The 19,321-nt window shown below is 62.3% G+C and carries 16 protein-coding genes; 9 read left to right on the forward strand and 7 right to left on the reverse strand.

Annotation, left to right across the window (positions count from 1 at the left end; translation table 11 throughout):
* Positions 1–99: 99 nt before the first annotated feature.
* From AACV02_RS07575 to AACV02_RS07605, 7 genes are all read right to left on the reverse strand, one after another.
* Entirely contained in the window at positions 100–1,524 is a 1,425-nt protein-coding gene (locus AACV02_RS07575) for a gamma-aminobutyraldehyde dehydrogenase (RefSeq protein ID WP_119738678.1), read from the reverse strand.
* A gap of 166 nt (positions 1,525–1,690) precedes the next feature.
* On the reverse strand, positions 1,691–2,500 hold the full coding sequence (locus tag AACV02_RS07580) for an ABC transporter permease (protein ID WP_106577220.1): 810 nt from the start codon (positions 2,498–2,500) through the stop codon (positions 1,691–1,693).
* A complete protein-coding gene (locus tag AACV02_RS07585; RefSeq protein WP_119738680.1) occupies positions 2,490–3,419 on the reverse strand; it encodes an ABC transporter permease in 930 nt (309 codons plus the stop codon). The genes AACV02_RS07580 and AACV02_RS07585 overlap by 11 nt, the downstream gene beginning before the upstream one ends.
* Position 3,420: 1 nt before the next feature.
* The gene (locus AACV02_RS07590) at positions 3,421–4,455 is read right to left on the reverse strand and encodes an ABC transporter ATP-binding protein (protein WP_119738682.1); all 1,035 of its coding nucleotides are present in this window, start codon (positions 4,453–4,455) and stop codon (positions 3,421–3,423) included.
* Positions 4,456–4,654: 199 nt separating this feature from the next.
* Positions 4,655–5,806, reverse strand: a complete 1,152-nt coding sequence (gene ydcS, locus AACV02_RS07595) for a putative ABC transporter substrate-binding protein YdcS (RefSeq protein WP_119738685.1) — start codon at positions 5,804–5,806, stop codon at positions 4,655–4,657.
* A gap of 72 nt (positions 5,807–5,878) precedes the next feature.
* A complete protein-coding gene (locus tag AACV02_RS07600; RefSeq protein ID WP_177413689.1) occupies positions 5,879–7,336 on the reverse strand; it encodes a gamma-aminobutyraldehyde dehydrogenase in 1,458 nt (485 codons plus the stop codon).
* Positions 7,337–7,469: 133 nt separating this feature from the next.
* Positions 7,470–8,381 (reverse strand): LysR family transcriptional regulator, encoded by a 912-nt coding sequence (locus AACV02_RS07605; RefSeq protein WP_003209548.1) that lies wholly within the window; start codon positions 8,379–8,381, stop codon positions 7,470–7,472.
* A 168-nt stretch (positions 8,382–8,549) separates the two neighbouring features.
* Here AACV02_RS07605 and AACV02_RS07610 point away from each other — a divergent pair, with 168 nt between their 5' ends.
* The 9 genes from AACV02_RS07610 (at position 8,550) to prfB (ending at position 19,231) form a co-directional block, all read left to right on the forward strand.
* Positions 8,550–9,257, forward strand: a complete 708-nt coding sequence (locus AACV02_RS07610; RefSeq protein WP_119738689.1) for a tellurite resistance TerB family protein — start codon at positions 8,550–8,552, stop codon at positions 9,255–9,257.
* 217 nt (positions 9,258–9,474) lie between these two features.
* Entirely contained in the window at positions 9,475–11,097 is a 1,623-nt protein-coding gene (locus AACV02_RS07615) for a methyl-accepting chemotaxis protein (RefSeq protein ID WP_119738691.1), read from the forward strand.
* Positions 11,097–11,609, forward strand: coding sequence for a chemotaxis protein CheW (locus AACV02_RS07620; RefSeq protein WP_106577213.1), 513 nt, complete (start codon positions 11,097–11,099; stop codon positions 11,607–11,609). Before AACV02_RS07615 ends, AACV02_RS07620 begins: the two co-directional genes overlap by 1 nt.
* On the forward strand, positions 11,606–12,865 hold the full coding sequence (locus AACV02_RS07625; RefSeq protein WP_119738693.1) for a CheR family methyltransferase: 1,260 nt from the start codon (positions 11,606–11,608) through the stop codon (positions 12,863–12,865). The genes AACV02_RS07620 and AACV02_RS07625 overlap by 4 nt, the downstream gene beginning before the upstream one ends.
* Complete coding sequence (locus tag AACV02_RS07630; RefSeq protein ID WP_106577211.1) at positions 12,862–13,563, forward strand: chemotaxis protein CheW; 702 nt, start codon at positions 12,862–12,864, stop codon at positions 13,561–13,563. Before AACV02_RS07625 ends, AACV02_RS07630 begins: the two co-directional genes overlap by 4 nt.
* Entirely contained in the window at positions 13,560–15,839 is a 2,280-nt protein-coding gene (locus tag AACV02_RS07635; RefSeq protein WP_119738695.1) for a hybrid sensor histidine kinase/response regulator, read from the forward strand. The genes AACV02_RS07630 and AACV02_RS07635 overlap by 4 nt, the downstream gene beginning before the upstream one ends.
* On the forward strand, positions 15,836–16,846 hold the full coding sequence (locus AACV02_RS07640; RefSeq protein ID WP_106577209.1) for a chemotaxis response regulator protein-glutamate methylesterase: 1,011 nt from the start codon (positions 15,836–15,838) through the stop codon (positions 16,844–16,846). The genes AACV02_RS07635 and AACV02_RS07640 overlap by 4 nt, the downstream gene beginning before the upstream one ends.
* 51 nt (positions 16,847–16,897) lie before the next feature.
* The gene (locus AACV02_RS07645) at positions 16,898–17,899 is read left to right on the forward strand and encodes a response regulator (protein ID WP_106577208.1); all 1,002 of its coding nucleotides are present in this window, start codon (positions 16,898–16,900) and stop codon (positions 17,897–17,899) included.
* Positions 17,900–18,135: 236 nt separating this feature from the next.
* A protein-coding gene (gene prfB, locus AACV02_RS07650; protein ID WP_096236834.1) for a peptide chain release factor 2 occupies positions 18,136–19,231 on the forward strand; the annotation gives its coding sequence in 2 pieces (ribosomal slippage) (positions 18,136–18,207 and positions 18,209–19,231; 1,095 coding nt in all).
* Positions 19,232–19,321: the final 90 nt, after the last annotated feature.

Here is a 19,321-nt window from a genome sequence, read left to right on the forward strand (position 1 = left end):
GCGGGAACGGGCTTGCTCGCGAATACGGTGTGTCACTCCACACAGGTGTGCCTGATGGACCGCATTCGCGGGGCAAGCCCGCTTCCACAGGGCAGGGTGTCAGTGCTTGAACATCACATGCCGGACGGTGGTGTAGTCCTCCAACCCGTACATGGACATGTCCTTGCCATACCCCGACAGTTTCTGACCGCCGTGCGGCATTTCGCTGACGAGCATGAAGTGGGTGTTCACCCAGGTGCAGCCATACTGCAGGCGTGCGGCCAGGCGATGGGCACGGCCTACATCGGCAGTCCATACGGACGACGCCAGCCCGTAGTCCGAATCATTGGCCCAACCCAATACCTGCGCTTCATCGGTGAACCTGGTCACCGACACCACCGGGCCAAATACCTCGCGGCGCACGATTTCATCGTCCTGTTGCGCATCCGCCAACACCGTAGGCTCAAAGAAGAACCCATTGCCTTCCACCGCCTTGCCACCCGTGACCAGGCGGATGTGCGACTGAGCCACGGCGCGTTCAACAAACCCGGCCACGCGGTCGCGGTGTTGTGCGGTGATCAGTGGGCCCAGCTCGGTGGCCGGGTCATCCTGCAAGCCGTACTTGATGCTGGCGACTGCCGCGCCGAGCTTCTCGACAAACGCCTCGTAGATGTCTGCCTGGGCATAGATGCGGCAGGCGGCGGTGCAGTCCTGGCCAGCGTTATAGAAGCCGAAGGTGCGAATGCCTTCGACGGCCGCGTCGATGTCCGCGTCGTTGAAGATGATCACCGGCGCCTTGCCGCCCAGCTCCATGTGCATGCGTTTCACGCTGTCGGCGGTGCTGGAGATGATGTTCGCACCGGTGGCGATGGAGCCGGTCAGCGAGACCATGCGCACTTTTGGGTGATTGACCAGCGGGCTGCCCACGGTCGGCCCACGGCCAAACACCAGGTTGAGTACACCGGCCGGGAAGATTTCCGACGCCAGTTCGACCAGGCGCAGCGCTGTCAGCGGGGTTTGTTCCGACGGCTTGAGCACCACGGTATTACCGGCGGCGAGTGCGGGGGCGATTTTCCAGGCGACCATCATCAGCGGGTAATTCCACGGCGCGATGGACGCGATCACGCCCACCGGGTCGCGGCGGATCATCGAGGTGTGGCCCGGCAGGTATTCACCGCCGGCCGAACCGCTCATGCACCGGCTGGCGCCGGCGAAGAAACGGAACACGTCGGCAACTGCCGGGATCTCGTCGTTCAGCGCGGCGCTGTAGGGTTTGCCGCAGTTGTCCGATTCAAGCTTGGCCAGTTCTTCGCCATGGGCCTCGATTGCGTCCGCGAGTTTGAGCAGCAACAGCGAGCGATCTTTCGGCGCGGTTTGCGACCAGCCTTCGAAGGCTGCATCGGCCGCGCGCACGGCGGCGTCGACCTGGGCTTCGCTGGCTTCTTTGATTTCCACCAGCACGCGGCCGAGTGCCGGGTTGAATACCGCTTGGGCCGGGCCCTCGCCTTCGAGCAGATGGCCATTGATCAGTAATTTGGTTTGCATGGTTCAGCTCTCCACCAACTATCGTTATTTCCTTGAATAAACTGGTTCTAAATGTGGGAGGGGGCTTGCCCCCGATAGCAATCTTCCAGTCATACCCTCTACAACTGACCCACTGCCATCGGGGGCAGGCCCCCCACATTTGAACCGTGTTCCTTCAATGGCACCGTTATTTACCGCCACTCCCGGCCACGCTTTCACCGCCGCGTGTCAGGTAATAGGCACCGAGAATCGGGAACATCGTGACCAGCATCACCAGCATCGCCACCACGTTGGTCACCGGCACATCGCGAGGGCGACTCAGCTGGTTGAGCAGCCACAGCGGCAAGGTGCGCTCGTGGCCGGCGGTGAAGGTGGTGACGATGATTTCGTCGAACGACAGCGCAAACGCGAGCATGCCGCCGGCCAGCAGCGCCGAGCCCAGGTTGGGCATGATGATGTAGCGGAAGGTCTGCCAGCCGTCGGCGCCCAGGTCCATCGACGCTTCGATCAGGCTGTGGGACGTACGGCGCAAGCGCGCGATGACGTTGTTGTAGACAATCACCACACAGAAGGTCGCGTGGCCGACGATGATGGTGAACATTCCCGGCTCGATCCCCAGCGTCTTGAACGTCGCCAGCAGCGCGATACCGGTGATGATCCCCGGCAGCGCAATCGGCAGGATCAGCATCAGCGACACGCCTTGCTTGCCGAAGAACTCACGGCGATACAACGCGGCCGAAGCCAATGTGCCAAGCACCATGGCGATCAGGGTGGCGATGGCGGCGATCTGCAGCGACAGCTTGATCGCTTCCAGTACGTCCGGCCGGGCGAAGGCCACGCTGAACCACTTCAGGGTAAAGCCCTGGGGTGGAAAGCTGAACGCGGCTTCTTCGGTGTTGAAGGCGTAGAGGAAGATGATCAGGATCGGGAAATGCAGGAAAACCAACCCGCCCCAGGCCGCGATTTTTAAACCCAGTGAGGCTTTTTCAGAGTGCATCGAAGGCCCCCAGACGTTTGACGATGGACAGGTAAACCGCGATCAGCACGATCGGCACCAGGGTGAATGCAGCGGCCATGGGCATGTTGCCGATGGCGCCTTGCTGCGCGTAGACCATGCCGCCGACGAAGTACCCCGGCGGGCCCACCAGTTGCGGCACGATGAAGTCGCCCAGGGTCAGCGAAAACGTGAAGATCGAGCCGGCAGCAATGCCCGGCACCGACAGCGGCAAAATCACCTGCATGAAGGTCTGGCGCGGCTTGGCGCCCAAATCGGCCGAGGCTTGCAGCAGCGACGGCGGCAAACGCTCCAGCGAAGCCTGGATCGGCAGAATCATGAACGGCAGCCAGATATAGACGAACACCATGAATCGCCCCAGGTGCGAGGTGCTCAAGGTGCTGCCGCCCACGCCGGGAATGCCCAGCACGAACTGCAACAGGGGCTCCAAGCCCAAATGCTGCACGAACCACTGCGCCACGCCGCCCTTGGCCAGCAGCAAGGTCCAGGCATACGCCTTGACGATGTAGCTGGCCCACATCGGCATCATCACCGCGATGTAGAAAAACGCCTTGGTCTTGCCGGTGGTGTAGCGCGCCATGTAGTAGGCGATGGGGAAGGCCACCACGGCACTGGCGATCGACACCACAATCGCCATGCTCAAGGTGCGCACGATGATGTCGAAGTTCGACGGCTGGAACAGCGCGGCGAAGTTGGCCAGGGTCAGGTCTGGCGTGACCGCCATGGTGAAGTCGTCAAACGTGTAGAAACCTTGCCACAGCAGGGTCAGCAGCGAGCCCAGGTAGATCGCGCCGAACCAGATCAGCGGCGGTATCAACAGCATCGCCAGGTACAGGTTGGGCTTTTTATACAGCAGGTTCGAAAACCTGCGCATCGGCGGTTGGGAAAGGGCCAGGCTCATGTCACACCTCGCCTGCGGTATCGGTCAGCGGGGTCATGGCTTCCCGCGCCCAGCGCGCGGTGATCGACTGGCCGACCTGATGGCCGCTGCTGATGTCCAGCCATTGGGTGTTGGCCTGGCTGATGTTGAGGGCCTGGCCGTTTTCCAGTTTCAACTCATAGCGGGTGGCGCTGCCCTGGTACTGAATGTCGTGCAGCACACCGCTGATTTCGACGTCGCCGACGCCCAGCGGGCCTTCGGCAAAACGCACGTGTTCCGGGCGAATCGAGAATGGCTGCGCACTGCCGCTGAGGCGCTGGGCCAGTTCATCGCGAATCACGTTGGAGGTGCCGACAAACTCGGCGACGAAAGTGGTCGCTGGTTTCATGTACAGGTTGCACGGGGTATCGACCTGTTCAATGCGGCCCTTGTTGAACACGGCCACGCGGTCAGACATCGACAGCGCTTCGGTCTGGTCATGGGTGACGAAGATGAAGGTGATGCCGAGCTGGCGCTGCAGCTTTTTCAGCTCGCTTTGCATTTGTTCGCGCAGCTTCAAGTCGAGGGCGCCCAGCGGTTCGTCGAGCAGCAACACGCGGGGGCGGTTGACCAGCGCGCGGGCCAGGGCCACCCGTTGGCGCTGGCCACCGGAGAGCTGCACCGGCTTGCGCTCGCCATAGCCGCCGAGGGCGACCATGCCCAAGGCTTCTTCGGCGCGGTTGAGGCGTTCGGTCTTGCCGATGCCTTTGACCTTGAGGCCGTAGGCCACGTTGTCGCGCACATTCATGTGTGGGAACAGCGCGTAATCCTGGAACACGGTGTTCACGTCGCGCTGATACGGCGGCAAGCCGGCGGCTTCCTCGCCATGAATACGGATCGAGCCTGCGCTCGGCTGCTCGAACCCGGCAATCAGGCGCAGGCACGTGGTCTTGCCGGAGCCGGAAGGGCCGAGCATGGAAAAGAACTCGCCGTCCTGGATATCGATGCAAACCCGGTCAACGGCTTTCACTTCGCCGAACTGACGGGAAACGTGGGTGAATTGGACTGCAAGCGTCATGGTGCGGTGCTCCAAAAAGGCGCGGGTCGTCGCAGCGGCCCGGCCTGGACTTCTGAAAAATCAAAACATCTGTGAATGCGGTCAATGTGGGAGGGGGCTTGCCCCCGATGGCAGTTGGTCAGTGACCGATAGGTTGGCTGACACATCGCGATCGGGGGCAAGCCCTCTTCCACAGGGGATCTATGCCGTCTGCAGGGTCTTACCTGCCGCCCATGATCGCGATGTAATCCTGGGTCCAGCGGCTGTACGGCACGAACTTGCCGCCTTCAGCCTGCGGGGTTTTCCAGAAGGCGATCTTGTCGAACTGGTCGAAGCCGTTGGTCTTGCACCCTTCGGCGCCCAGCAGTTCACTTTCCTTACAGGCCGCAGGCACCGCCGGCAGCGAGCCGAACCAGGCAGCAACATCGCCCTGGACTTTGGGCTGCAGCGACCAATCCATCCACTTGTAGGCGCAGTTCGGGTGCTTGGCCTCGGCATGCAGCATGGTGGTGTCCGCCCAGCCGGTGGCGCCTTCTTTGGGGATGGTCGAGGCAATCGGCTGCTTCTCGTTGACCAGGCCGTTGACCTGATACGGCCAGGCGCTGGAGGCCACCACGCCTTCGTTTTTGAAGTCGCTCATCTGCACGGTGGTGTCGTGCCAGTAGCGGTGGATCAACGGTTGCTGGGCGCGCAGCAATTCGAGCACGGCCTTGTACTGGGTTTCGGTCAGCTCGTACGGGTTCTGGATGCCCAGTTCCGGCTTGGTGCTCTTGAGGTACAGCGCCGCGTCGGCAATGTAGATCGGGCCGTCATAGGCTTGCACGCGGCCCTTGTTCGGCTTGCCGTCCGGCAGGTCCTGCGCCTGGAACACCACATTCCAACTGGTGGGCGCGGTCTTGAACACGTTGGTGTTGTACATCAACACGTTCGGGCCCCACTGGTACGGCGTGCCGTACGTTTGCTGGCCGACCACGTACCACGGGGCATCCTTGAGACGCGGGTCGATGTTTTTCCAGTTCGGGATCAGCGCCGTATTGATCGGCTGCACGCGTTTGCCGCCGATCAAGCGCAGCGACGCGTCGCCGGAAGCGGTGACCAGGTCATAACCGCCCTTGGCCATCAGGCTGACCATTTCGTCGGAGGTGGCGGCGGTTTTCACATTGACCTTGCAGCCGGTTTCCTTCTCGAAACCGGTGACCCAGTCGTAGGCCTTGTCGCTTTCGCCACGTTCGATGTAGCCGGGCCAGGCGACGATATCCAACTGGCCTTCACCGGCGCCCACCGCCTTGAGCGGTTCGGCGGCCTGCAGGCTGGCGCTGGCCAGCAGCGCGGTGGTCAGGGCACTGAGCAGTGCGGTCTTGTGCGCAGACATGGGGGTTCCCTCTTCTTTAATTATGGTCGGGGCAGTTTGTGCAGCAGGTAATGCGTGAGCGTCGTTGTTGTTTTAAAGGTGCTGGCCGTGGCGAGCCATGATGTGGCGCACCACGCTGTAGTCCTGCAGCGAATCGCTGGACAAGTCTTTGCCATACCCCGAGCGCTTCAAACCGCCGTGGGGCATTTCGCTGACCAGCATGAAATGACTGTTGATCCAGGTGCAGCCGTATTGCAGGCGCGACGCCACTTGCATGGCCTTGTCCAGGTTCTGGGTCCAGACGGAAGAGGCCAGGCCGTATTCGGAGTCGTTGGCCCAATCCACCGCCTGTTCCAGTTCGTCGAAGCGGGTCACGGTAACCACCGGGCCAAACACTTCGCGCTGCACGATTTCATCGGTCTGTTTGCAACCGGCCAGCAGGGTTGGCTGGTAATAGAAGCCGGCGCCTGAGTGCACGGCCGCACCGGTGACGCGCTCGATATGCGGCTGGCCAAGGGCGCGCTCGACAAAACTGGCGACGCGGTCGCGCTGGCGCGTGCTGATCAGCGGGCCGAGTTCGTTGTCGGCATCGCGCTTGCCGGCAAAGCGCAGGCTGCTGACGGCAGCGCCGAGGTCGGCGACCAATTTGTCGTGAATGCCGGCCTGGGCGTAGATGCGGCAGGCAGCGGTGCAATCCTGGCCGGCATTGTAGTAACCGTAGGCGCGCACGCCCTCGACCACGGCCTGCAGGTCGGCGTCGTTGCACACGATCACCGGCGCCTTGCCGCCCAGTTCCAGGTGCGTGCGTTTGAGGGTTTTGGAGGCGGCCTGCAGAATCTTCTGCCCGGTGACGATATCGCCGGTCAGCGAAACCATGCGCACTTTGGGATGGCTGACCAAGTGACTGCCAACGCCTTCACCGCCGCCACACAGGATGTTGATCACCCCGCGCGGCAGCAGGTCCTTGAGGACGGGGGCCAGGGCCAGGATCGACAGCGGCGTATGTTCTGACGGTTTGAACACCAGCGTGTTACCGGCGGCCAGTGCCGGGGCGATTTTCCAGGCGGCCATCATCAGCGGGTAGTTCCACGGCGCAATCGAGGCGACGACGCCAATCGGGTCGCGGCGCACCATGCTGGTGTAGCCGGGCAGGTATTCGCCGCTGAGTTGGCCGGTCTGGCAACGCACGGCACCGGCGAAAAAGCGGAATACATCCACGGTGGCGCTCAAATCATCCTGGCGCGCCAGGTGCAACGGCTTGCCGCAGTTCAGCGATTCCAGGCGGGCGAGGTAGTCGGCTTGTTTTTCAATGGCGTCGGCAATCCCCAGCAGGATGTTCGAGCGTTGCTGCGGCGTGGTCCGCGACCAACCGGCAAAGGCGCGATGAGCGGCGAGGATGGCGCTTTCGACTTGCTCGCTGCTGGCTTCGGCAATCTGGGTGAGGACTTCACCGCTGGCCGGGTTGATGATCGGCTCGCCAAGCCCCTGGCCCTGGACCAGTTCGCCGTCGATCAGCAACGCAGTGAGCAGCGGGGTGGGCGCGCCGGACATTTTTCGCGATCTCTTTTCTTGTGTGGCCATGGGCGTTCTCTTACAAGGCGCCTGACCTTCTCTTATGGGATAGGCAGAGACTAGAGGTCAGGCGCGAGGTCAACAAATACTAAATACTGAAAGCAGCATTCGATTAAATAGATGGCTTGCGCGGATGTGGCTGTTCGCGGGCCACCGTCAGGAATGGATCAACCAGCGCCGGCCGCGCGGTGCCGCGGCGCCAGGCCAGGCCCACGTCGAGGGTCTGGCTAAGGTCGGCAATCGGCCGCGCTTCAATAATGTCGCCCTCAAGCGACCAGGGGCGGTACGTCATGTCCGGCTGGATCGACACGCCGAGGCCGGCGGCCACGAGGCTTCGCACGGCCTCAGTGGAGGCGGTGCGCAAGGTCACGCGCGGTTGCAGGCCGGCGCCGGTCCACATCCGTTGGGCGTTGTGGCCCATTTCATCGACGTTCAGCTGAATCAGCGGTTCGCGCGCCACATCGGCGAGGTTGATGCTGTCGTGTTCCAGCAGCGGGTGCTGGGCCGGCAGCCATAAACGGTGGGGCGAATGGGTGAGCACTTCAGTCTGCAGGGCGTGGCGGTCTTCAAGGTTGGAGAGGATCAACACGCCGACATCGATTTCGCCGCTGACCAGCAGGTGCTCGATGTACGGACGTTCATCCTCCATCACGCGGATTTCCACATTCGGGTAAGCGCGTTGAAAGCGCGTGAGCAAGTCGGCGAGGTAATAGCCGGCCACCAGGCTGGTCACGCCGATGATCAACTGGCCGGCCACTTGGTCGGTGCTCTGTTGCAGGCTGCGCTTGGCGTTGTCGACGGTGGCGAGGATCAGGTGCGCCTGGCGCAGAAACTGATGGCCCTGATGGGTCAGGGTCATGCCCTTGGCGTGGCGGTTGAACAGGTTGACGCCGATTTCCTGTTCCAGTTGCTGGATCGCCAGGGTCAGGGTCGACTGGGAAATAAACGCCGTTTGCGCGGCGGCAGAGATCGAGCCGGTCTCGGCCACGGCGATGAAGTGCCGGATTTGACGCAAGGTCATCATGCTGGAATTACCAGTGGGGTATTTTTATAGATTTGCCCGAGTGTATATCGTTTTAATCGAAGGGCAGTGGCGTTACATCTGGAAGCACTCTAGATCACGGCTTTTTGGCACTTAGTTTTACGCTGGCGACCTATTACTCCTACAAACCCAAGTGCCTGGAGGCTGCGAATGAATACCCGTGGATTGCTCGATCAGTTGCTCAAATCTGGCCAGGACATGTTGCAGAAGAAAGCCGGCGGCCAGCCCAAGTCCGACGACAAGGGCGCTCTCGGCGGGCTGCTCGGCAGTGGTGGCCTGGGCAGCCTGCTCGGTGGCGCAGGTGGCGGGGCCCTGGCGGCGGGGGCCATGGGCTTGCTGCTGGGTAACAAGAAAGCGCGCAATTTCGGCGGCAAGGCCCTGACCTATGGCGGCTTGGCGGCCTTGGGCGTGATTGCCTATAAGGCCTACGGTAATTGGCAGGCGCAACAGGCCAATGCGCCCCAGGGTGAGCCGCAGACCATCGACCGCCTGCCTCCGGCCCAGGTCGAGCAGCACAGCCAGGGCATTCTTAAAGCGCTGGTTGCAGCGGCCAAGGCCGACGGGCATGTGGATGAGCGTGAGCGCGCACTGATCGAAGGCGAGTTCACCAAGCTGGACGACGACCGTGAGCTGCAAAGCTGGCTGCACGCGGAGTTGAACAAACCCCTGGACCCGGCCGATGTGGCGCGCGCGGCAAGCACCCCGGAAATGGCCGCCGAGATGTACATCGCCAGTGTGATGCTGGTAGACGAAGAGAATTTTATGGAAAAGGCCTATCTGGATGAATTGGCGCGCCAGCTGAAACTGGAACCCGGCTTAAAGGCCGAGCTGGAAAAACAGGTGCGGCTCACCCCATAAACCCAGGCTGTTCACACATCAAAAAAGGTGAGAGGGGGCTTGCGCCCGATGGCGGTCCATCAGTTGCAGATATTTCAACTGAGCGACTGTCATCGGGGGCAAGCCCCTTCCCACATTTATTCGCATTCTGTGCACGCTCCATCAAAACCCATTGATAAATGAGGGCAAAGGCTCAGCTATACTCCCCTCCATTTGAATGGCCCTTCGAGGAATTACTGTGAAGAACTGGACCTTGCGCCAACGGATTTTGGCGAGCTTTGCGGTCATTATCGCGATCATGCTGTTGATGGTTGTGGTCTCTTATTCACGGTTGCTGAAGATTGAGGTCAGCGAGACGGCTGTCCGCGATGACGCGGTGCCGGGGGTTTATCTCAGCTCGATGATCCGCAGTGCCTGGGTCGACAGCTACCTGCAAACCCTGGAATTGCTCGGTCTGCGTGACGACAAGGGCATGACCGACGCCGACAGGGCTGACTTCAAGTCATTTGAAGGGCGCATCCAGGCACAGATGGCCAACTACCAGCAAACCATCAACGGTCGCGATGACCAGGCCGAGTTCGACAAATTCGAAGCCTTGCACCAGGCCTATAACAAGAGCCTGGCCACAGTGCTCGACGCCCTGCAGCGCAATGACCTGGTTGCTGCACGCAAGGAATTCAACGCCAACCTGACGCCCGCCTGGACGGCAGGGCGCATGAAGCTCAACGACATCATCACCGAAAACAAAACCGTCGCCGACCGTGCAACCACCGCCATCGATGAGGCGGTATCCGCAGCCAAGGTCAGCATGTTCGTGTCGCTGGCCCTGGCCATCCTCGCCGCCGGCCTGTGTGGTTTGCTGCTGATGCGCGCGATCATGGCGCCGATGCAGCGCATCGTCTCGATCCTCGGCACCATGCGCGATGGCGATTTGAGCAAGCGCCTGAACCTGGAGCGCAAAGACGAATTCGGCGCCGTCGAAACCGGCTTCAACGACATGATGACCGAGCTGACGGCCCTGGTGTCCCAGGCCCAGCGCTCATCGGTGCAGGTGACCACCTCGGTCACCGAGATTGCCGCCACCTCCAAGCAGCAACAGGCTACCGCCACCGAAACCGCGGCAACGACCACCGAGATCGGCGCAACGTCGCGGGAGATCGCCGCCACGTCCAAAGACCTGGTGCGTACCATGACCGAAGTGTCCACCGCCGCCGACCAGGCCTCGGTCGCCGCCGGTTCCGGCCAGCAGGGCCTGGCGCGCATGGAAGAAACCATGCACTCGGTGATGGGCGCCGCCGACCTGGTCAATGCCAAATTGGCGATCCTCAATGAGAAAGCCGGCAACATCAACCAAGTGGTGGTGACCATCGTCAAGGTCGCCGACCAGACCAACCTGTTGTCGCTCAACGCCGCCATCGAGGCCGAGAAGGCCGGTGAATATGGCCGCGGTTTCGCCGTGGTCGCCACCGAAGTGCGGCGCCTGGCCGACCAGACCGCCGTGGCCACCTACGACATCGAGCAGATGGTGCGCGAGATTCAGTCGGCGGTATCCGCCGGTGTGATGGGCATGGACAAGTTCTCCGAGGAAGTGCGCCGCGGCATGTTCGAGGTGCAGCAAGTGGGCGAGCAACTGTCGCAGATCATTCATCAGGTGCAGGCGTTGGCGCCACGCGTGTTGATGGTCAACGAGGGCATGCAGGCGCAGGCCACCGGTGCCGAGCAGATCAACCACGCGCTGGTGCAATTGGGCGATGCCAGCAGCCAGACCGTCGAATCCCTGCGCCAGGCCAGCTTTGCCATTGATGAATTGAGCCAGGTTGCGGTCGGTCTGCGCAGCGGCGTGTCGCGTTTCAAAGTCTGATGAGCGACCTCGCGGCTAAACGCGGCGCCGTCCCGGCAGCGAAAAAGGCGTTGTTTCTGGTGTTTCACATCGGCGGCGAACGTTATGCCCTCAAAGCCACGGAAGTGGCCGAGGTGCTGCCGCGCCTGCCGCTCAAACCTATCGCGCATGCGCCGGTCTGGGTGGCGGGGATTTTTGCCCACCGTGGCGCGCTGGTGCCGGTGATCGACCTGTGTGCGCTGACCTTCGGTACGCCGGCCCAAGCCCGCACCAGTACGCGGTTGGTGCTGGTCAACTACCAGCCGCAACCGTGGATTGAAGCGCGCTGGCTGGGGCTGATCCTGGAACAGGCCACCGACACCCTGCGCTGCGGCCTCGGGGAGTTCAAGCCCTATGGCCTGGACAATCGCGAGGCACCCTACCTGGGGCTGGTGCGTGAGGACGCCTTGGGCTTGATGCAATGGATTGGTGTCAACGAACTGCTCACCGAGCCCGTGCGCACCTTGCTGTTTTCTGCCGAGCTGAGTCTATGAGCAACGACCCGCGCTTCTTTGCCTTCTTGAAGGAACGCATCGGCCTGGACGTCGCGTCAGTGGGCGAGGCAATCATCGAGCGCGCGGTGCGCCAGCGCAGCCAGGCTGTGCAGGCGCAGACGCCAGAGGCTTACTGGAGGCATCTGCAGAGCTCGCATGATGAGCAGCAGGCGCTGATCGAAGCCGTGATCGTGCCCGAGACCTGGTTTTTCCGTTACCCCGAGTCGTTTGCCACCCTGGCGCGGCTGGCCAAGGCACGTCTGGCCGAGATCAAGCAGATGCGCGCGCTGCGTATTCTGAGCTTGCCGTGTTCCACCGGCGAGGAGCCGTATTCGATTGCCATGGCCCTGCTCGACGCGGGCCTGGCGCCGCATCAGTTCAAGGTGTTGGGCCTGGATGTCAGCCCGCTGTCGGTGGAGCGCGCCAAGCGTGGCGTGTATGGCAAGAATTCGTTTCGCGGCAGCGATATCGACTTTCGCGAGCGCCATTTCACCGAAGAGGCCGACGGCTTCCACATCGCCGACCGGGTGCGCGAACAAGTGCGCCTGCAAGTCGGCAACCTGCTCGATCCGGGCCTGCTGGCCAATGAGCCGAGCTACGACTTCGTGTTTTGCCGCAACTTGCTGATCTACTTTGACCAGCCGACCCAAAAGCAAGTCTTTGATGTGCTCAAGGGCCTGACCCACCTGGACGGCGTGCTGTTTATCGGCCCGGCCGAAGGCAGCCTGTTGGGCCGCCATGGCATGCGCTCGATTGGCGTACCGCAATCTTTTGCCTTCAGTCGGCACGTCGAGCCGGTCAAGCCTGAGCCGGTGTTTGTGCCCGTGCCTGCGCCGGTTCCACAACGCAGTGCCGCACCGATTCCGGTCAAGCCACGGCCGTTCAGCACGGTCAGCGCGCAGGGGCTGCCGGTCAAGGCGCCGCACACGGATGCCGGCGACTTGCTCAGCCGTATCGCCACGCTGGCCAATGAAGGCAAAAGCGCCGAAGCCCGCGCCGCCTGCGAGCAGTATTTGAGTAACCATCCGCCGGCCGCCCAGGTGTTTTATTGGCTGGGGTTGCTCAGCGATGTGGCCGGCAGCGCCCTGGAAGCCCAGGGCCATTATCGAAAAGCGTTGTACCTGGAGCCGCAGCACCCGCAGGCCTTGATGCACCTGGCGGCGTTGCTCGAGTCTCAGGGCGACAGTGCGGGGGCGCGCCGTTTGCAGGCGCGGGCCGCGCGTAGCGAGCGAGCTGACAGTGAGTCCAAACGATGAGTAGCACCGACGCGCTCAACACCGCGGGCCTGGACCTGACCCTGGCCGACACCCAAGCCATTGACGACTGCTGGAACCGCATCGGCATCCATGGCGACAAGTCCTGCCCGCTGCTGGCGGAGCATATTCACTGCCGCAACTGCTCGGTGTATTCCGCCGCCGCCACCCGTTTGCTCGACCGTTATGCCTTGCAGCAGGGCGATGAGCGCGCCTATGCCGTGGCCGAACTCGACGAAGACATTGTTACCCGTTCCCTGTTGATGTTCCGTCTTGGCGAGGAATGGCTGGGCATCGCCACCCGGTGCCTGGTCGAAGTGGCGCCGCTGCAACCGATTCATTCGCTGCCGCACCAGCGTTCCCGGGCGCTGCTCGGCGTGGCCAATGTGCGTGGCGCCTTGGTGGCGTGCCTGTCGTTGGTGGAGCTGCTGGGGTTGGATGCGACCAGCAACGGTGCCAGCGGCGGGCGCATCATGCCGCGCATGTTGATCATCGCCGCGCAGGACGGCCCGGTCGTGGTGCCGGTCGATGAAGTCGACGGCATCCACGCCATCGATGAGCGCACCTTGAAGGCCGCATCGGCCTCTGGCACCCAGGCCAGTGCGCGCTTCACCCAGGGCGTGTTGCAGTGGAAAGGCCGCAGCCTGCGTTGGCTGGACGAGGCGCAATTGTTGTCCGCCGTGACCCGGAGCCTCACATGACCCCCGACCAGATGCGCGATGCCTCGCTGCTGGAGCTGTTCAGCCTGGAAGCCGATGCGCAAACCCAGGTACTGAGCGCCGGTCTGCTGGCGCTTGAGCGCAACCCGACCCAGGCCGACCAGCTGGAGGCGTGCATGCGCGCCGCGCATTCGCTCAAGGGCGCGGCGCGGATTGTCGGCGTGGACGCTGGGGTCAGCGTGGCCCACGTCATGGAGGATTGCCTGGTCAGCGCCCAGGAAAGCCGCCTGTACTTGCAACCCGAACATATCGACGCGCTGCTGCAAGGCACCGACCTGCTGATGCGCATCGCCACGCCCGGCAACGACGTTGGCCCGGCGGACATCGAGGCTTACGTGGCGTTGATGGAGCGCTTGCTCGATCCGTCGCAGCCGACCGCCAGCATCGCGCCACCGCCGCCTGCGCAATCTGCACCGGCGCCGATTGTCGAAGAACTGCCGCTGGAACCCGAGCCTGCGCCGCCCGTAACCAGCGAGCCGCCACGCCAGAACAAACGCATGACCGAAGGCGGCGAGCGTGTGCTGCGGGTCACCGCCGAGCGCTTGAACAGCCTGCTCGACCTGTCGAGTAAATCCCTGGTGGAAACCCAGCGGCTCAAGCCCTATCTGGCGAGCATGCAGCGCCTCAAACGCATTCAAAGCAACAGCGCCCGCGCCCTGGACACGTTGGACGGCCAGCTCAAGGCCCTGGATTTGACCCTCGAAGCCCAGGAAGCGCTGGCCGACACCCGGCGCCTGTTGAGCGAAGCCCAAGCCTTGCTGGCGGAAAAAACCGCCGAGCTGGACGAGTTCGGCTGGCAGGCCGGGCAGCGTGCCCAGGTGCTTTACGACACCGCACTGGCCTGCCGCATGCGCCCGTTTGCCGATGTACTGGCCGGGCAGGTGCGTATGGTCCGCGACCTGGGCCGCAGCCTTGGCAAGCAAGTGCGCCTGGAAATCGAAGGCGAAAAAACCCAGGTTGACCGCGACGTGCTGGAAAAGCTCGAAGCACCGCTCACGCACCTGTTACGCAATGCCGTCGATCACGGTATCGAAATGCCCGAGCAGCGCATGCTGGCCGGTAAACCGGCCGAGGGCCTGATCCGCCTGCGCGCCTCGCACCAGGCAGGTTTGCTGGTGCTGGAGTTGAGCGACGACGGCAACGGCGTCGACCTTGAGCGCCTGCGCGGCACCATCGTCGACCGGCACCTGTCGCCACTGGAAACCGCTCAGCGCCTGAGTGAAGAAGAACTGCTGACGTTTCTGTTCCTGCCCGGGTTCAGCCTGCGTGACAAGGTCACCGAAGTGTCCGGGCGCGGCGTCGGCCTGGATGCGGTGCAGCATATGGTGCGCCAACTGCGCGGCGCGGTGGTGCTGGAGCAGACGGCGGGGCGCGGCAGCCGCTTCCACCTTGAGGTGCCGCTGACCCTGTCGGTGGTGCGCAGCCTGGTGGTGGAAGTCGGCGAGGAAGCCTATGCGTTCCCGCTGGCGCACATCGAACGCATGTGCGACCTGGCCCCCGATGACATCGTGCAACTGGAAGGCCGCCAGCATTTCTGGCACGAGGGCCGCCACGTCGGCCTGGTCGCCGCCAGCCAGTTGCTGCAGCGCCCGCCGGGGCAGAGCAACGAGGAGACGCTCAAAGTCGTGGTGATCCGCGAGCGCGATGCGGTGTATGGCATCGCGGTGGAGCGCTTTATCGGCGAGCGCACGCTGGTAGTGTTGCCGCTGGATGATCGCCTCGGCAAGGTTCAGGATATTTCAGCCGGTGCCTTGCTGGACGACGGCTCGGTGGTGTTGATCGTTGACGTTGAAGACATGCTGCGTTCGGTGGACAAGTTGCTTAATACCGGCCGGCTGGAACGCATCGCCCGGCGTAGCCAGCAGGCTACCGAGGCGCCGCGTAAACGCGTGCTGGTGGTGGACGACTCGCTCACCGTGCGTGAACTGCAACGCAAATTGTTACTTAATCGCGGTTATGAAGTGGCTGTCGCGGTCGATGGCATGGATGGCTGGAACGCGTTGCGTTCCGAAGACTTCGACCTGCTCATCACTGACATTGATATGCCTCGCATGGACGGTATTGAATTGGTCACACTCTTGCGCCGTGACAGTCGCCTGCAATCGTTGCCGGTGATGGTGGTGTCGTACAAGGATCGCGAAGAAGACCGGCGTCGTGGACTGGATGCCGGCGCCGACTATTATCTAGCTAAAGCCAGTTTCCATGACGATGCCTTGCTGGACGCCGTGATGGAACTGATCGGAGGCGCCCGGGCATGAGGATTGCGATCGTCAATGACATGCCCATGGCAGTAGAGGCCTTGCGCCGCGCCTTGAGTTTCGAACCCGCGCACCAGGTGGTGTGGGTCGCCAGCAACGGGCTGGAAGCCGTGCAGCACTGCGCCGAGGTGATCCCGGACCTGATCCTGATGGACCTGATCATGCCGGTGATGGATGGCGTGGAGGCCACTCGGCGGATTATGGCCGAGACCCCGTGCCCGATCGTGATCGTCACCGTAGACCGCCAGGCCAATGTCAGCCGCGTGTTCGAAGCCATGGGCCATGGCGCCCTGGATGTGGTGGATACGCCGGCGCTGGGCGTTGGCAACGCCAAGGATGCGGCGGCGCCGTTGCTGCGCAAAATCCTCAATATTGGCTGGCTGGTCGGCCAGCGCGGGAGCCGGGTGCGCACCGAAACGGCGCCCCAGCGCGGCACCGGCAAACGTCAAAGCCTGGTGGCGATTGGTTCGTCGGCAGGCGGGCCGGCTGCCCTGGAAATCCTGCTCAAGGGTTTGCCACGCGACTTTTCTGCGGCCATCGTGCTGGTGCAGCATGTGGACCAGGTGTTTGCCGCCGGCATGGCCGAGTGGCTGAGCAGCGCGTCCGGCCTGCCGGTGCGCCTGGCGCGTGAGGGCGAGCCGCCACAAAGCGGCGTGGTCCTGCTGGCCGGCACCAACCACCACATTCGCCTGTTGAAAAACGGCACGCTAGCCTATACCGCAGAGCCGGTTAACGAGATTTACCGGCCTTCCATCGACGTGTTTTTTGAAAGCGTCGCCAGCCATTGGAACGGCGACGCCGTCGGCGTGTTGCTGACCGGCATGGGGCGCGACGGCGCCCAGGGGCTCAAATTGCTGCGTGAACAAGGATATTTGACCATCGCCCAGGATCAACAGAGTTCGGCGGTGTATGGCATGCCCAAAGCGGCGGCGGCCATTGATGCCGCTGTTGAAATTCGCCCACTGGACAGAATTGCGCCCCGATTGCTGGAGGTCTTTGCAAAATGATCAAACCCTCCGCGGTGCCGGCTTGCAGGAAAGTAATTCAGGTGACTGCACATGAATGATTTACAGATCGACGACATCAAGACCGACGAAAATGCCGCCATGGTGTTGCTGGTCGACGACCAGGCCATGATCGGCGAAGCGGTGCGGCGTGGCCTGGCCCATGAGGAAAACATCGACTTCCACTTTTGCGCCGACCCGCATCAGGCGATTGCCCAGGCGATTCGCATCAAGCCCACGGTGATCCTGCAGGATCTGGTCATGCCCGGTCTCGACGGCCTGACGCTGGTGCGTGAATACCGCAACCACCCGGCCACCGCGAATATCCCGATCATCGTGCTGTCGACCAAGGAAGATCCGCTGATCAAGAGCGCGGCCTTCTCGGCCGGGGCCAACGACTATTTGGTCAAGCTGCCGGACAACATCGAACTGGTGGCGCGCATTCGCTATCACTCGCGCTCGTACATGACGCTGCTGCAGCGGGATGCGGCGTATCGGGCGCTGCGGGTGAGCCAGCAGCAGTTGCTGGACACCAACCTGGTGCTGCAACGCTTGATGAACTCCGACGGCCTTACCGGGCTGTCCAATCGCCGGCACTTCGATGAGTACCTTGAGCTGGAATGGCGTCGCGCCATGCGTGACCAGACTCAGTTGTCGTTGTTGATGATCGATGTGGATTTCTTCAAGACCTACAACGACAGCTTTGGCCATGTCGAAGGTGACGAAGCGTTGCGCAAAGTCGCTGCGACGATCCGCGAAGCCAGCAGTCGTCCTTCCGATCTGCCGGCACGTTATGGCGGTGAGGAGTTTGCGCTGGTGTTGCCGAACACCTCGCCGGGCGGCGCACGTCTGGTGGCAGAAAAGCTGCGCATGGCCGTGGCGGCGCTGAAAATCCCGCACATTGCTCCGGCCGAAGGCGCGAGCCTGACCATCAGCATCGGCCTGTCGACCCTGACGCCGGTGCAGGGCACGGATTGCCGGCAGCTGATCATGGCGGCGGATAAAGGCCTGTATACGGCCAAGCATAATGGGCGCAATCAGGTGGGTATCGAGTGACCTGAGGTCGTGCCCCATTCAATTTGAGAGGGGGCTTGCCCCTGATAGCGGCGGGTCAGTCACAACATCATTGAGTGACAGGCTGCCATCGGGGGCAAGCTCCCTTCCATATTTGGAACTTCATGGGGCTTGGATTGTGTACAAATCCGGCCTTTTCGCCAAGCGGGCTGCCGTTTCCGCTGGTTTGTCGTTATACTCGTCGGCTTTCAAAAGTTCGCCAACGAGTGCTGCCCGCCATGGAAATCAACCCGATCCTTAACACCATCAAGGACCTGTCCGAGCGCTCCGAAACTATTCGGGGGTATCTTTGACTACGATCAAAAGCATGAGCGTCTGACCGAAGTCAATCGCGAGCTTGAAGATCCGGCTGTCTGGAACAAACCTGAATACGCCCAGGAACTGGGCCGCGAGCGCGCTGCGCTGGCACAGATCGTCGACACGCTCGACGAACTGAACACCGGTCTGGGCGATTGCCGCGACCTGCTGGACATGGCCGTCGAAGAAAACGACGAAGGCGCAGTGGGCGATGTCGTCGCCGAGCTGGCCCGTCTCGAGGAAAACCTCGCCAAGCTTGAATTCCGCCGCATGTTCAGCCACGAAATGGACCCGAACAACGCCTACCTGGACATCCAGGCCGGTTCCGGCGGCACCGAAGCCCAGGACTGGGCCAACATCCTGTTGCGCATGTACCTGCGCTGGGCTGACAAACGCGGTTTCGACGCGACCATCATGGAGCTGTCGGCCGGTGAAGTTGCTGGCATCAAAGGTGCGACCGTGCACATCAAGGGTGAATACGCCTTTGGCTGGCTGCGCACCGAAATCGGCGTGCACCGCCTGGTGCGCAAGAGCCCGTTCGACTCCGGCAACCGTCGTCACACCTCGTTCTCTGCGGTGTTTGTCTCGCCAGAGATCGACGATAAGGTCGAAATCGAGATCAACCCGGCCGACCTGCGGATCGACACCTATCGCTCCTCCGGTGCCGGTGGTCAGCACGTAAACACCACCGACTCGGCCGTACGTATTACCCACGTACCGACCAATACCGTGGTCAGCTGCCAGAACGAACGTTCCCAGCACGCGAACAAGGACACCGCCATGAAAATGCTGCGGGCCAAGTTGTACGAGCAGGAAATGCAGAAGCGCAACGCCGCTTCCCAGGCGCTGGAAGACACCAAGTCGGATATCGGCTGGGGTCACCAGATCCGTTCGTATGTGCTCGATGCTTCGCGGATCAAGGATCTGCGCACTAACATCGAACGCAGTGACTGCGACAAGGTGCTCGACGGCGACATTGACGAATACCTGGAAGCCAGCCTGAAATCGGGCCTGTAAAAAGACTGTAGGAGCCGGCGGGACGCCCAGTCCTTGCCCGGCGATCCCCAGCCGAAGGTTGGGGAAAACGTACCTGTGATGGAATTTCAA

It is taken from the genome of Pseudomonas sp. Larv2_ips (genome assembly GCF_963879675.1).
In the GTDB taxonomy this organism is placed as follows: Bacteria; Pseudomonadota; Gammaproteobacteria; order Pseudomonadales; family Pseudomonadaceae; genus Aquipseudomonas.